Source organism: Isoptericola cucumis (genome assembly GCF_014635665.1).
Taxonomy (GTDB): domain Bacteria; phylum Actinomycetota; class Actinomycetes; order Actinomycetales; family Cellulomonadaceae; genus Isoptericola; species Isoptericola cucumis.
In genome coordinates, this window is the sequence record NZ_BMDG01000007.1 from 54305 (window position 1) to 67830 (window position 13526).

Annotated in this window: 11 protein-coding genes; 5 read left to right on the top strand and 6 right to left on the bottom strand. The window is 76.5% G+C overall.

Annotation, left to right across the window (positions count from 1 at the left end; translation table 11 throughout):
* Nucleotides 1–127 precede the first annotated feature (127 nt).
* Nucleotides 128–1366, top strand: coding sequence for an acyltransferase family protein (locus IEW03_RS11390; RefSeq protein WP_188523812.1), 1239 nt, complete (start codon nucleotides 128–130; stop codon nucleotides 1364–1366).
* Here IEW03_RS11390 and IEW03_RS11395 read toward each other — a convergent pair.
* Complete coding sequence (locus tag IEW03_RS11395; RefSeq protein ID WP_188523813.1) at nucleotides 1342–2157, bottom strand: RDD family protein; 816 nt, start codon at nucleotides 2155–2157, stop codon at nucleotides 1342–1344. The two genes, IEW03_RS11390 and IEW03_RS11395, sit on opposite strands and share 25 nt — an antisense overlap.
* A gap of 75 nt (nucleotides 2158–2232) precedes the next feature.
* Between IEW03_RS11395 and IEW03_RS11400 the strand changes: the two genes are divergently transcribed.
* Nucleotides 2233–3222, top strand: coding sequence for a stage II sporulation protein M (locus IEW03_RS11400; RefSeq protein ID WP_188523814.1), 990 nt, complete (start codon nucleotides 2233–2235; stop codon nucleotides 3220–3222).
* Nucleotides 3223–3278: 56 nt separating this feature from the next.
* On the opposite strand, the gene IEW03_RS11405 is transcribed toward IEW03_RS11400, so the two are convergent.
* The 5 genes from IEW03_RS11405 to IEW03_RS11425 are packed head-to-tail and all read right to left on the bottom strand — an operon-like array spanning nucleotide 3279 to nucleotide 9027.
* Nucleotides 3279–4685 (bottom strand): DUF58 domain-containing protein, encoded by a 1407-nt coding sequence (locus IEW03_RS11405; RefSeq protein WP_188523815.1) that lies wholly within the window; start codon nucleotides 4683–4685, stop codon nucleotides 3279–3281.
* A gap of 37 nt (nucleotides 4686–4722) precedes the next feature.
* Nucleotides 4723–5814, bottom strand: coding sequence for an AAA family ATPase (locus IEW03_RS11410; protein WP_188523816.1), 1092 nt, complete (start codon nucleotides 5812–5814; stop codon nucleotides 4723–4725).
* Complete coding sequence (locus tag IEW03_RS11415) at nucleotides 5811–7061, bottom strand: DUF4350 domain-containing protein (RefSeq protein ID WP_229737931.1); 1251 nt, start codon at nucleotides 7059–7061, stop codon at nucleotides 5811–5813. The genes IEW03_RS11410 and IEW03_RS11415 overlap by 4 nt, the downstream gene beginning before the upstream one ends.
* On the bottom strand, nucleotides 7058–7810 hold the full coding sequence (locus IEW03_RS11420; protein WP_229737932.1) for a DUF4129 domain-containing protein: 753 nt from the start codon (nucleotides 7808–7810) through the stop codon (nucleotides 7058–7060). The genes IEW03_RS11415 and IEW03_RS11420 overlap by 4 nt, the downstream gene beginning before the upstream one ends.
* Nucleotides 7807–9027: a DUF7847 domain-containing protein gene (locus tag IEW03_RS11425; RefSeq protein ID WP_188523817.1), complete on the bottom strand. Its 1221-nt coding sequence runs from the start codon at nucleotides 9025–9027 to the stop codon at nucleotides 7807–7809. Before IEW03_RS11425 ends, IEW03_RS11420 begins: the two co-directional genes overlap by 4 nt.
* 169 nt (nucleotides 9028–9196) lie before the next feature.
* On the opposite strand from IEW03_RS11425, the gene mtrA reads away from it, so the two are divergent.
* From mtrA to IEW03_RS11440, 3 genes are read left to right on the top strand one after another with little or no spacing between them, the layout of a single operon-like run.
* The gene (gene mtrA, locus IEW03_RS11430; protein WP_188523818.1) at nucleotides 9197–9877 is read left to right on the top strand and encodes an MtrAB system response regulator MtrA; all 681 of its coding nucleotides are present in this window, start codon (nucleotides 9197–9199) and stop codon (nucleotides 9875–9877) included.
* The gene (gene mtrB / locus IEW03_RS11435) at nucleotides 9864–11687 is read left to right on the top strand and encodes an MtrAB system histidine kinase MtrB (protein ID WP_188523819.1); all 1824 of its coding nucleotides are present in this window, start codon (nucleotides 9864–9866) and stop codon (nucleotides 11685–11687) included. Before mtrA ends, mtrB begins: the two co-directional genes overlap by 14 nt.
* The gene (locus tag IEW03_RS11440) at nucleotides 11684–13408 is read left to right on the top strand and encodes an LpqB family beta-propeller domain-containing protein (RefSeq protein ID WP_188523820.1); all 1725 of its coding nucleotides are present in this window, start codon (nucleotides 11684–11686) and stop codon (nucleotides 13406–13408) included. Before mtrB ends, IEW03_RS11440 begins: the two co-directional genes overlap by 4 nt.
* Nucleotides 13409–13526 lie beyond the last annotated feature (118 nt).

Genomic DNA, 13526 nt, shown 5'->3' on the forward strand with positions numbered 1-13526 from the left:
TAGTGGGGGATTCCCCCGCACCGGGCCGGGGGATGCGCCGCCCGGGGCCGGAGGCCAGCCGGATTCCTCGTGAACATGCAGGTCACGAGGCTGGAGGGGTCAAGCCCTCGAGCCTACGGAGCCCGTCATGGCAGTCGCCGCACCCGCCCCCGCACCACCCGCCGTCCTCCCGGGCGCGCCGCCGCGGGCGGTGCGGTCCGCCCCGCCTGCGGGAGGGCGGTCGCGGCGGGTGCCGCGCGACCCGTTCGTCGACGTCGTCCGCGCGATCGGCACCGTCGCGGTCGTGCTGCTGCACTGGCTCATGGCGGAGGCGACGTGGGACGGGTCCACCCTGCAGGTGGGCAACGCGCTGGGGCACGGCAGCGCCTGGGTCCTCACCTGGGGCCAGCCGCTGGCGCTGCTCTTCTTCGCGTCGGGCGCGTCGGGCGCCTACCAGCGGGTCGCCACGGCGACGGCGGGCCGTGGCTGGTCGGGCGTCCTCGGCTCCGCGCTGCGGTCCGTCGCCCGGCCGGTGGGCGCGTTCGTCGTCGCGTGGGGCGCCGGGGTGGCGGTGCTGCTGGCGGCCGGCGTCCCGGACGACGCGGTGTGGCGGATGGCGCGGATGGCGCCGCAGCTCCTGTGGTTCCTCGCGGTGTGGGTGGTGCTCCTGGCCCTCGTGCCGGTGCTGCAGGCTGCCTGGCGGCGCTGGCGGTGGGGGGCGCTCGCCCTCGCCGTCGCGCTGCCGCTCGCCGTCGACGCGCTGCGGTTCGGGCTGCCGGGGGACACGACGGCCGCCCTGGCCGGGGTGAACGTGGTGCTCGCCTGGGCCGCGCCCTTCGTCGCCGGGGTCGCGTACGCCACCGAGCGCTCGCAGCCGCGGCGCCCGGAGGCCGGGTCCGGACGGGGTGGCCGCGCGGTGCTCGTCGCCGTCGGCCTCGCCGCGGCGCTCACGACGGCGGTGCTCGTCGCCGTCGGCCCGTACCCGCGGAGCCTCATCGGCATGCCGGGGGACACGATCTCCAACCTCGGGCCGCCGACGGCGCCGATCGTGACGCACGCCGTCGCGCTGGTGTGCGCGGTGCTGCTCGCGCGCCGGGCGGCCGTGCGCTGGGCGACGTCGCCCGGGGGCCGGGCCGTCACCTCGACGCTGGCCCGCCGGTCGATGACGGTCTACCTGTGGCACCTCACGGCGATGTTCGCCGTCGTGGGGGCCGCGCTGCTCGGCCTCGGGCAGGAGCTGCCCGCGTCGTGGGGCGCCGACTGGTGGGCGTCGCGACCCGTCTGGTTCGCCGCCTACCTGCTGGTGCTCCTCGTGCTGGTCCGGGCCTTCGGCCGGTTCGAGGACCGGCGCCGGACCGTGCCTCAGCGGGGGTCGGGCACGCCGTAGGGGAGGCGGTGCAGCGACTGCGCGCGCAGCCGCGCGCGCTCGTGCTCGGCGCGGCCGCGGGCCAGCTCGCGGTCGCGCCGTTCGTGCAGGACGGCGTGCAGGAAGGCCTCGGCGGGCGTGCCCGCCGGGGGCCCGGGGGCCACGTACGGCTCGACGCGCCCGGCGAGCTCGTCGGCGAGGCTCCGGCGGGAGGCCGCGGAGAGCCGCGGCGCCCGGTCGAGCAGCTGGCGCGAGGCCAGCGCGAGCCCGTCCGGCAGCCGGCGGATGTCGGCGGTCCGCGCCCAGGCCGCCAGCTCCGGCGGCATCGCCAGCGGCACCGACCAGCCGCGCCCGCCGCGCACCCGGATGACGTACGTGCCCGCGAGCATGTCGCCGAGCCGCTTGCCGCGCGCGTTCGCCAGGGACGTGATCAGCGCGACGCTGCCGAAGGTGAGCCACAGCTCGCCCACCCCGACGAGGGCGCGCACGAACGCGTGGCGGAAGCGCACGGGGCCGCCGTCGTCGCGCACCACCCGCAGGCCCGCGGCGAGCTTGCCCACCGAGCGCCCGCGGGTGAGCGTCTCCACCGTGACGGGCACGACGACCATCACGACCACCGACAGGACGACGAAGACGACCCGGAGCCACTGCTCGTCCAGCGAGCCGAGCTGCAGGTAGCCGACGAGGACCACGGCCAGGACGACGATCCCGACGACGGCCAGGTCCAGCAGCGCCGCCAGCGCCCGCGTCACGAAGGACGCCGGGCGCGCGTCGAGGACCACTCCCTCGCCGATGAGGATCCCGTCGTGCATGTGTCTCTCCCGCCTGTGCAGCCGGCCTGTGCAGCCGAGCCGTCGTGACCCGTCCCGTGTGGAAGGCTAGCGGCCGTGGACCTCGATGCCTTCACCGCCGTGCACAGCGACGAGTGGGACCGGCTGCACCGACTCGCACGCAGGCGCCGGCTCGACGGCGCCGAGGCGGACGAGCTGGTGCGCCTGTACCAGGCGGTCGCCACGCACCTGTCCACGGTGCGCTCGGCGGCCCCCGACCCGGTGCTCGTCACGCGGCTTTCCGACCTGCTGACCCGCGCCCGCGTGCGCATCGGCGGCACGCACGAGCCGGCGTGGTCCGACGTGACCCGGTTCGTCGCCGTCGACGTCCCCGCGGCCCTGTACCGGATCCGGTGGTGGTCGCTCGCCGTCATCGTCGGCTGCCTGGCGATCGGCGTCGTGTCCGGGGTGTGGGTCGCGACCCAGCCGGAGGCGCTCGCCGCCATGGGCACGCCGTCGGAGCGCGAGGAGTACGTCCAGAACGCCTTCGCGTCGTACTACGACCCGGGGGCGTCGTTCGCCGCCATGGTGTGGACCAACAACGCGTGGATCGCGGCGCAGTGCGTCGGCCTCGGGATCACCGGGGTGTGGCCCGTGTGGGTGCTGCTGCAGAACGCCGTGTCGGTGGGCGCCACCGGCGGGATGATGGCGGCCTACGACGAGCTGGACGTCTTCCTGCAGCTCATCGCGCCGCACGGGCTGCTGGAGCTCACGGCCGTCTTCGTCGCGGGAGCCGCGGGCCTGCGGATCTTCTGGACCTGGGTGGACCCCGGCCCGCGGCGCCGGGTCGTGGCCCTCGCGCAGGAGGGGCGCGCGCTGATCACCGTGGCCGTCGGGCTCGCCGGGGCGCTCGCGCTGTCCGGCCTGGTCGAGGGGTTCGTCACGGGCTCCGCCCTGCCGTGGTGGCTCAAGATCGCGATCGGCGCCCTCGCGCTCGCGGCGTTCTGGACGTACGTGCTGGTCCTCGGGCGGCGGGCCACGCAGGCCGGGTTCACCGGTGACCTGGACGCCGACCGCGCCGGCGAGGTCGTGCCCACGGCGGGCTGACGGGCGGGCCCGACGAGCGGGGCGCCGGCGGGGAGGTCGCGGTCGGCGCCCGGGCGTCAGAGGCGCCCGGCGGCCTTGAGCGCGAGGTACGTGTCGGCGAGCCGCGGGGCGAGCTCGTCCGGCATCGCCTCGACGACCTCGACACCGTGCTGGCGCAGCACCGCCGAGACGGCCGAGCGCTCGAGGTCGCCGCGGGCGGCCGCGGCGGCGTCGTAGACGGCGGCCGACGACGACCGGTCGGCCCGCAGCCGGGCGACCTCCGCGTCGGCCACCGACGCGACGACGACCTGGTGGGTTCCCGTGAGCTGCCCGACCACCGGCAGCAGGCCGGTCTCGACCGCGGCGGGGTCGAGCGTCGTGAGCAGCACGACCAGGGACCGTTGCGAGACCCGGGAGCGCACCTGCCCCACCAGCCCGGTCCAGTCGGTCTCGAGGAGCGCGGGCTCCACGACGGCCAGGCCGTCGGCGAGCGCGGGCAGCAGCCGTGGCCCCGACGCCCCCGCCACCCGGGTGCGCAGCGCGCGGTCGTAGGCGAGCACCTGGACGCGGTCGCCGGCCCGGTCGGCGAGCGCGGACAGCAGCAGCGCCGCCTCGACGCTCGCCTCCAGCCGCGTGCCGCCGAGCGTCGGCTCGGTCGTGTCGTCCGGCTCGGCCGCCTCCGTCGGGGCGTCCGGCGCGGGCTCGGGCCCGGTGCCGCCGATGCGGGCGGCGGAGGTGCGGCCGGTGTCCAGCACGACCACGACGCGGCGGTCGCGCTCCGGCCGCCAGGTGCGCACCACGACCTCGCTGCGTCGCGCGGTCGCCCGCCAGTCGATGGAGCGCACGTCGTCGCCCACCACGTACTCGCGCAGCGAGTCGAACTCGGTGCCCTCGCCGCGCACCTGCACGGCGGCGCGGCCGTCCATCTCCCGCAGCCGGGCGAGCCGGGAGGGCAGGTGGCGGCGGCTGGAGAACTCGGGCAGCACGCGGATCGTGCCCGGCACGGGCAGGGAGGCCTGGCGCCCCGCGAGGCCGAGGGGTCCGAGCGACCGGACCGTCACGGGCCCGGCGGTCCGGTCGCCCCGGCGGGTGGGCCGCAGCGGGGTGCGCACGCGCGCCGACTCGCCGGCGGCCAGCCGGACGTCGTGCCGCGCGGAGCGGGCCAGCACGGGGCCGCCCGCGGTGCGCGCCGGCGCGTCGGTCACGAGGGACGGCGGCCACGCGTCGCGCACGACGGCGCGCAGCCGGCGCCGGGACGTGTTGGTCAGCACCAGCTCCGAGCGGGTGAGCACGCCGAGCCGCACCGCGCGCGGCACCCGTCGCTGCAGCGCGACGTCGCGGGGGGACGCCGCCCACACGACGTCGACCACGCACGCCGCGGCGACGACGAGCGCCCACACGAGGACCGTCCCCGGCACGGGGAACAGCACGACGGGCACGACGCCGAGGGCCGCCAGGGCCACGGCCCGCCAGGTCAGCGCCATCGCACCGACCTCGCGGGCGATCCGGGTCCGGGCGCGGTCATCGGGGGACCGGCACCGAGGCGAGCACGGACGACAGCACGCTCTCGGCGGTGACGCCCTCCAGCTCCGCCTCGGGCCGCAGCTGCACGCGGTGGCGCAGGGTCGGGTGGGCGAGCGCCTTGACGTCGTCGGGCGTGACGTACGAGCGCCCGGACAGCCACGCCCACGCCCGGGACGTCGCGAGCAGGGCGGTGGCGCCGCGCGGCGACACCCCGAGCGACAGCGACGGCGACTGCCGGGTCGCGCGGCACACGTCGACGGCGTACCCGAGCACCTCGGGCGCGACCTGTACCTCCCGGACCTCGGCCCGGGCCCGGCCCAGCACCTCGGCGCCGGCGACGGCGCGCACGCCCGCGGCCGCGAGGTCGCGCGGGTCGAAGCCGGCGGCGTGACGGGCGAGCACCTCGATCTCGTGGTCCCGGTCCGGCACCGGCAGCACGACCTTGAGCAGGAACCGGTCGAGCTGGGCCTCCGGCAGCGGGTACGTGCCCTCGTGCTCCACCGGGTTCTGGGTCGCGATCACGACGAACGGGTCCGGCAGCGGGCGCGGGACGCCGTCGACGGACACCTGCCGCTCCTCCATCGCCTCCAGCAGGGAGGCCTGCGTCTTCGGCGGCGTCCGGTTGATCTCGTCGGCGAGCAGCAGGTTCGTGAAGACCGGGCCCTCGCGGAACGAGAACTCCGCGGTGCGGGCGTCGTAGACGAGCGAGCCCGTGACGTCGCCCGGCATGAGGTCGGGCGTGAACTGCACCCGCTTGGTGGACAGGTCCAGCGACGCGCCCAGGGCCCGCACCAGCAGCGTCTTGGCCACGCCGGGCACGCCCTCGAGCAGCACGTGCCCGGAGCACAGCAGCGCGATGAGCAGGCTCGTCACGGCGGAGTCCTGGCCGACCACCGCCTTGCCCACCTCCTGGCGCACGCCCGCGAGCGCGGTGCGCAGCTCGCGCGACGGCGACGCGGCGGCCGGCGCGCCGGCAGCGGCCTGCTCGGTCGGCGGCTCGCTGGGCTGCTCGCTGGGCTGCTCGCTGGGCTGCTCGCTCGCCGGTGCGGCCTCGGCGGCGGGCGTCGGGGTGTCGTCGGGGGTCGTCACGATCGGTGGACCTCGCTCTCCAGGATGTCGAGCCGGCGGGCGAGCGCGGTGAGCGCCTCGTCGTCGGCCGGTGGGGGACCGTACAGCAGGTCGACGACCTCCTGCGGCGGGCGGCCGGTGGCGCGCCCGACGGCGTCGGTGAGTGCGGTGGCGTCGGCGGACCGGGGCACGCCCAGGCGCCGCGCGACGCGCTCGGCGGCCGCGGCCCGCAGGCCGGCCGCCGCGTGCCCGCGGGACCGGGCGCGCCGGTACAGGCGCCCGCGCCCGCGGGTCGTCTCGGAGGCGCGCACGACGACGGGCAGCGTCTCGGGCACGACGGCGCCGAGCCGGCGGCCGCGCCACACGGCCGCGACGAGCGCGACCAGGAGCGCCCACAGCCCGACCGTGCCGGCCCAGGGCGGCAGCAGCGAGCCCGTCGGGGCCGAGGGGTCGTCGTCCTCGCGCGTGGTCGTGATGTCGAGCGGGTCCTGCACGAGCCACACCAGCCGCTCGTGGCCGCCCAGCAGGCCCAGGGCGAGGGCGGCGTTCCCGTCGTCCAGCACGGCGTCGTTGCGCAGGAACGACGGGTCGTCGACGAGCGTCACCGGGCGGACGTCGCCGGGCACGCCGCCGCCGTCGAGGGCGGGGCGTACCGCGACCTGGGCGAGCCCCGCGCCGTCGTCCCCGGGCCAGCAGAGCGTGACGTCCGAGGACGCGCCGGTCGCGGCGCGCAGCCCGCTCGCGAGGGTCAGGTCACCGGCGGCGCGCGCCACCGGCAGGTCGCACCGTGGGGCGACGGGGCCGACCGGGTCGCCGACGGGCGTGCGCGAGACGGCGCCCTCGGAGACGGTGCGCACCAGGTCGTCGCCGGCGCCCGCGAGGACCAGGTCGGCGCCGGCGGTGGCCAGGGCGTCGGCCTGCTCGGGCAGCATGTAGGGCGACGGGGTGACCAGCAGGGTCGTGCCCGGGCCGGCGGCGGCGACCGCGTCAGCCACGCGGGTGACGTGCTCGATCTCGACGCCCTGGTGCTCGAGCACCTGGGCGGTCGCCCGCGCGCCCGTGGGCTGGGCGTTGTCGGGGGCGTAGGCGGTCGTCGACGACGGGGGCCGCGAGATCGCGAGGACGGTGACGACCAGGGCGAGCACGGCGAGCACGAGCACCGCCCAGCGGGCCCGGTGCCAGCGGCGGGCGGTGCGGCTGCCCGCGGTGGTCCCGTCCCCGGTGACGACGGGCGCGACGACGGTGTCGTCCATGACGGGTGCGGTCACGGCGCCGACCCGCCCTCCGCGTCGCCGGTGCCACCGCCGGCCGCCGCACCGACGACGGGCCGCGGCGGACGCTGGGCGGAGACCTGCGCGTCGAGCTCGCGCATCGCGGCGTCGTCGCCCGGACCGGCGGGCAGCGTGCCGTAGCAGATGTCGTCGAACCGGCGGGCGCCGTCGTGCAGGCCCGCCGCCACCGACGGCAGCCGCGCGCCGGCCGCGGACGCCGCCTCCTGGGCCGTACGGCCGGGGCGCTCGTCCAGCACGACCCGCTCCTCGAGACCGCGCACGACGGCGCGGAACCGGTCGAGCACCGCGGCGGCCCAGTCGCCGCGGGCGGCCGCGGCGTCGGCGGCGGACCGCAGCTCGGCGGAGGTGCGCGAGTCGTCGTCGAGCACGGTGACCGAGCGGCGCGGGCGGCGCGAGAGCCGCACCGGACCCGCCACGCGCCAGGCCACCAGCGCGACCACCACGACGGCGAGCACCAGCAGGATCGCCAGCGGGAGCCGCCCGCCGTCGAACGCGGGCAACCCGTCGAACAGGTCACCGAACCAGGTCAGCAGGCGCTCCAGCAGCGACGGGGACTGCGCGTACTCCGGCCGCGACAGCTCCTCAAGCAGCCACTGGTGGGCGGTCTCGCGGTCCGGGTCCACCGGGACGTCGGTGAGCACGGCGCGGGCCACCTCGGGCAGGTACGAGGTCGCGGCCGAGAACAGGGCCGCGAGCGCGGGCCCGACCGCCGCCGGGGTGGTCACCGGGTGGTGCCCGACGGGCCGCCGGCCTGGGGCTGGGCCGCGGCCGTGGCGAGCTGGACGTCGAGACCCTCGCGGCGCATGCGCACGTCGATGTACAGGATGGCGACCACCGAGGACAGGAAGATCGTCGTGATGGCCGTCGAGATCACGGTCGCGAGCACCAGCGTCAGGACGGTGCCGAGCGTGGCAGCGCCCGTCCCGGACGTGCTGAGGAAGCCGGAACCGAGCTGGATCGGGTACGTGATGATGCTGGAGGCGACGTTGACGATGATCGACGCCAGCAGGTAGATGCCGAACAGGCGCCAGAACGAGCCGCGGGTGAGCCGCCAGGCCCGGGCGAGCGTCGTGCCGAGCCCTCGGCCCTCGAGCGCGAGCGCCGGGGCGACGAGGCCGAGGCGGACGCCGAACCACACGGCGCCGGCGATCAGGACCAGGATCATGAGCACCGTCAGCGCGACCGCCGCGCCGGTCGCCTGCTCGCCGAGGCCGACGATGACCAGGACGAGGACGAGCGTCCACACGGCCATCAGGACGATGACGCCCAGCGTGCGCAGCAGCGCCCAGCCGATGAGGACGCCGACGCGCGGGCGGACGCGGGACCAGACCTCGCGCACCGTGAGCTTGCGCCCGATGACCGACTGGCTGACCGACACCGTGAGGATGCCCTCGACGACCGGCGCGGCCAGCAGCACGGTCACCAGGGAGCCGAGAGACGTGGCGACGACCTGGGCGTACATCGTGTCGAAGCCGGCGAGCTCGGGCTCCTCCGCCGTCACCGAACCGAAGGTCGCCGCCAGGCTCGGCACCACCAGCTGCCCGACGAGCACCCCCAGCACCGTCGCGACCAGCAGGACGAGCGTGGCGACACCGAGCATCACGCCGGGGTTGTGCCGGATCGCGGAGAACGCGCCGTCGTAGATCTCGCCGAGCGTGAGCGGACGCAGCGGCACGATGCCGGGCTTGGCCGCCTGCGGGCCGTAGGGGGAGCCGTACGGGTTCGGGGCACCCGGCCCCGGCTGCCCGCCGCCGTACTGGCCCTGCCCGTGCTGGCCCCCGTGCTGGCCCTGGCCGTACTGGCCGCCGCCGTACTGACCCTGCCCGTGCTGGCCCGGCGGCGGGCCGGGAGGCGCGGCGTCCGGTCCGGGCTGGCCGTACCGGGGCGGCTGCGGTGCGTCGCCCCAGCCGGACGGCGGGGCGGGCTGGTCGGGGGTGGACATCGCGGCCTCCCGGGCTGCAGGGCGGTCGGTGGGCCCGGACACGGGACGTGGGCCGGGCGGCGGGGGCGGGACGCTGCGCGTCCGCCGGTGAGCACGACCCTAGTACGCGCGAACCCGCGGCGGCGCGACGTTTCCACCGGTGAGGGCTGCCGCCTGGCATCATGACCCCATGAAGTCCCGAATCCTCGTGGTCGACGACGACATCGCCCTGTCCGAGATGATCGGCATCGTCCTGCGTTCCGAGGGCTTCGAGCCGACGTTCTGCGCGAGCGGCGACGGCGCGCTCACGGCCTTCCACGACGAGCAGCCCGACCTCGTCCTGCTCGACCTCATGCTGCCGGGCAAGGACGGCATCGAGGTCGCCCGCGAGATCCGCGCCGAGTCGGGCGTCCCCATCATCATGCTCACCGCGAAGACGGACACGGTCGACGTCGTCCTCGGCCTGGAGTCCGGCGCCGACGACTACGTGACCAAGCCGTTCAAGCCCAAGGAGCTCGTGGCCCGCCTCCGGGCGCGCCTGCGCCGCACCGACGAGCCGGGCCCCGAGCGGCTGCGCGTCGGCGACGTCGAGATCGACGTCACGGGCCACAGCGTGGTCCGCGACGGCCACCGCATCAGCCTCACGCCGCTGGAGTTCGACCTGCTCGTCGCGCTCGCCCGCAAGCCCTGGCAGGTCTTCACCCGCGAGGTGCTGCTGGAGAAGGTGTGGGGCTACCGGCACAGCGCCGACACGCGGCTGGTCAACGTGCACGTGCAGCGGCTGCGGTCCAAGGTCGAGCGCGACCCCGAGAACCCGTCGGTCGTCCTGACGGTCCGGGGCGTGGGTTACAAGGCCGGTGCCCCCCGCTGACTCCGCCGTGCGCAGCGTCCGCCGGGCGTTGCGGCGGTGGCGGGACGCGCTCTCCACGACCGCGCGCTCGCTGGCACGGCGGTGGCGGTCCTCCCTCCAGCTACGGGTGGTGACGTCGGCGCTCGCGCTCGGCGTGGTGGCCCTGGCCCTCCTCGGCGTGTACCTGTCGTTCTCGATCCGCGACGGCCTGTTCGAGCAGCGGGTGGACCGCATCGAGCAGGAGAACGTCGCGATGACCGAGCAGGTGCGCACGACGTTCCAGTCCTCCCCGGCCACGACGACGGCGGACCTGCAGACGCTGCTCAGCACCATGATCCAGACGCTGTCCGCGGGTGCGTCGAGCGCCCAGGACTTCCTGCTGCTGAGCGCGCCGGACCTGCCCGTCCGCTCGCTCGACGTCGCGACCGAGCCCGGGCTGAACGACGTGGTCAGCCCGCAGCTGCGGGCGGCCACCGTGTCGTCCAGCGGGCAGGTGCTGCAGTCGGTCCGGCTCCCGGCCGAGTACACGGGCTCGGGGGTGGCGGAGCCCGGCGTGGTCGTCGGGTCCACGGTCGAGGTCCCGACCATCGGCACCTACGAGCTGTACGCGATCTACTCGCTGCAGGCCGAGCAGGAGACGCTGGCGTTCGTGCAGCGCACCCTGGCGGTGGGCGCCGTCGCCATCCTCGCCCTCGTCGGCGTCCTCACCTGGGTCGTGACGCTGCAGACGGTCGCGCCGGTGCGCCGGGCGGCGACGGTCGCGGCCCGGCTGGCCGACGGGCACCTGGACGAGCGGATGGCCGGCAGCCGGGGCCACGACGAGATGGCGACGCTCGCGCGCACGTTCAACGAGATGGCGGCGAACCTCGAGGACCAGATCGCGCGGATGGAGGAGCTCTCGGCCGCCCAGCGCCGGTTCGTCTCCGACGTCTCGCACGAGCTGCGCACCCCGCTGACGACGATCCGCATGGCGGGCGACGTCATCCACGCCTCCCGCGAGGACCTCGACCCCGCGGCGGAGCGGTCGGCGGAGCTGCTCGTCACGCAGCTCGACCGCTTCGAGTCGCTGCTGACCGACCTGCTGGAGATCAGCCGGTTCGACGCGGGCGCGGCCGTGCTCGACGTCGAGCCGCGCGACCTGCGCGACCTCGTGTCCGTCGTGGTCGAGACGGCGGCGCCGCTCGCGGCGTCCAAGGGCGTGTTCCTGTCGGTGTCCCTGCCCGAGGAGCCGGCCACCGCCGACGTCGACCCGCGCCGCGTGGAGCGGGTCGTGCGCAACCTCGTCGTCAACGCGCTGGAGCACGCCGAGGGCAAGCCGGTGGAGGTGACGGTCGCCACCGACCCGAAGGCGGTGGCGGTCGTGGTGCGCGACCACGGCATCGGGCTCACGCCCCAGCAGCTGCAGCGGGTCTTCGACCGGTTCTGGCGGGCGGACCCCGCGCGCACGCGCACCACCGGCGGGACCGGCCTGGGGCTGGCCATCTCGGTCGAGGACGCGCACCTGCACGCCGGCTGGCTCGAGGCGTGGGGCAAGCCCGGCGAGGGGGCGAGCTTCCGGCTCACGCTGCCGCGCCGCGCCGGGATCCGGCTCGAGCGGTCGCCGGTCCCGCTGACCGGGCCCTCGCGCGGCGTCACGTCGCTGCCCACCGGCCAGATCCCGGTGGTGAACCCGCCCACGGGACCGACGCCCACGGCGATCCCGGAGCTGGCGGCGGGCGACGCCGCCGACACCCCGGGCACGCCGGGCGACGCGGGTACGGTGGAGGCCGACGGCCCCGCGGACGCCGTGGACCCCGTGGACGGTGCCGTGCACGAGGAGGGGACCCGATGAGCTCCGGACGACGCGACCGGCGTGGTGGCACGACGGCCGCCGCCGCGCTGCTGGTGCTCCTCCTCGGCGTGGTGGCGTCCTGCGCCCGCATCCCCACCGACGGCGCGGTGCGGGACGGGACCGCCGAGCTCGAGCAGGCGAGCGAGATCGGGTACATCCCGGCGGGGCCCACGCCCGGGGCCGAGCCCGACGTGATCGTCCAGGGCTTCCTCAACAACGCGCAGGCGGGGCCGACGTCCGTCGCGTCGTTCGCCGCCGCCCAGGAGTACCTCACGCGCTCGGCCTGGACCGGCTGGGACCGGTACACGCGCGTCCTCGTGCTGGACGGGAGCCCGCAGCTCATCCCCGCCGACGTGGCCGACGACGCCACCACCACGACGGTCAGGGCGTCCGCCGTCGTGGTCGCGACCCTCGACGAGAACGGCGTGTACGCGGAGGAGCCCGAACCGCGCTCCATCGAGCTGCCGTTCACGCTGACCAGGCGCGCGGACGGCGAGTGGCGCATCTCCCAGCTCGACGACGGGCTGATGCTCTCCACCGCGTTCTTCAGCCAGGCCTTCCACCTCACCAGCCTGTACTTCCCGACGCCCGACCTCGCCTGGTGGGTCCCGGACGTGCGCTGGTTCCCCCGCCAGACCTGGCGCACGGACGCGACGAGCGCCATCCTCGCGGGCCCGCCCGAGTGGCTCGCGGACTCCACCACGACGGTCGTGCCCGAGGGCACGTCCCTCGCGATCGACGCCGTGACCGTGGGCGACGACGGCACGATCGACGTCAGCCTGACCTCCCCGATCACCCAGGCCACGACCGAGCAGCGCGCGCTCACGCTCGCGCAGCTCGAGGCCACGCTCGTCGAGGGCGGGGAGGCGCGGGACGTGCAGCTCTCCGCCCGCACCTCCCCGCTGGCGGTGCCCGAGGAGGTGGAGATCTCCACGCCGCAGACCGTCGGCGACGCCCTCGCCGTCACCGACGGCAAGGTGCAGCGGTTCGAGGGGGAGTCCCTCGGCGACCTCGACGACGCGCCGTCGCTCGCGGGCCTCGACCCGACGGCGCTCGCGGTGGGACCGGGCTCCGAGCCCGTCGTGGTGCGCGACGGCGACGACCGGATCGTGCGCCTGTCGGCGGCCGGCCCCGAGGCGGTGATGTCGGGCAAGGACCTCGTCGCGCCGTCGGTGGACCGGTACGCGGCCGTCTGGAGCGCGCGGGGCAACCGGATCTCCGTGGCGACCGCGTCCGGCGCGGTGCAGGAGATCGACGTCGACTGGCTGGACTCGCGGTCGGTGCGGTCGGTGCGGGTGTCGCCGGAGGGCGCGCGCGTCGCGGTCGTCAGCGCGGGCCCGAGCGGCCGGCTGGTGCACGTGGCCGGCATCCAGCGGGACGCGGACGGCGTCCCGACGGGGCTGTCCGCGCCCGTGCAGGTGGGCGCGTCCGTCGGGCAGGTGGACCTCGCGGTGTGGCAGGAGGAGGCGGTCCTCGCGCTGCTCGGCGCCGAGGAGGACGGCGACCGGGCGGTCTTCCTCGCCGGCGTCGGCGGGCAGCCCGGGACCGGCGGCCTCTCGCGGGCGCTGACCGGCATCGCGGGCCCGCAGTGGGTCACGGCGTCGGTCGGCTCGGGAGCCCTGCTGGTGCTCGACGGCGACGGCAGCCTGTTCTCGCGGCAGACGTCGTCGCTGTGGCCCCTCGTGACCGAGGACGTCGACCTCGTCGCCTACCCGGGCTGACCACCGCCGGCGCCGGCCGGCACCGGGCCGGCCGCGGGCGGGCCCCCGAGTCTGTCCGCAGGCGCCGTACGGGCGCCGTCGTCCCCAGGTGGCCCGCGGGCCAGGGGAAGGGGCCCGT

Coding starts and splice junctions, on each gene's coding strand:
- IEW03_RS11390 (WP_188523812.1), top strand. CDS start 128: ATGGCAGTCGCCGCACCCGCCCCCGCACCACCCGCCGTCCTCCCGGGC.
- IEW03_RS11425 (WP_188523817.1), bottom strand. CDS start 9,027: ATGTCCACCCCCGACCAGCCCGCCCCGCCGTCCGGCTGGGGCGACGCA.
- IEW03_RS11395 (WP_188523813.1), bottom strand. CDS start 2,157: ATGCACGACGGGATCCTCATCGGCGAGGGAGTGGTCCTCGACGCGCGC.
- IEW03_RS11405 (WP_188523815.1), bottom strand. CDS start 4,685: ATGGCGCTGACCTGGCGGGCCGTGGCCCTGGCGGCCCTCGGCGTCGTG.
- IEW03_RS11440 (WP_188523820.1), top strand. CDS start 11,684: ATGAGCTCCGGACGACGCGACCGGCGTGGTGGCACGACGGCCGCCGCC.
- mtrA (WP_188523818.1), top strand. CDS start 9,197: ATGAAGTCCCGAATCCTCGTGGTCGACGACGACATCGCCCTGTCCGAG.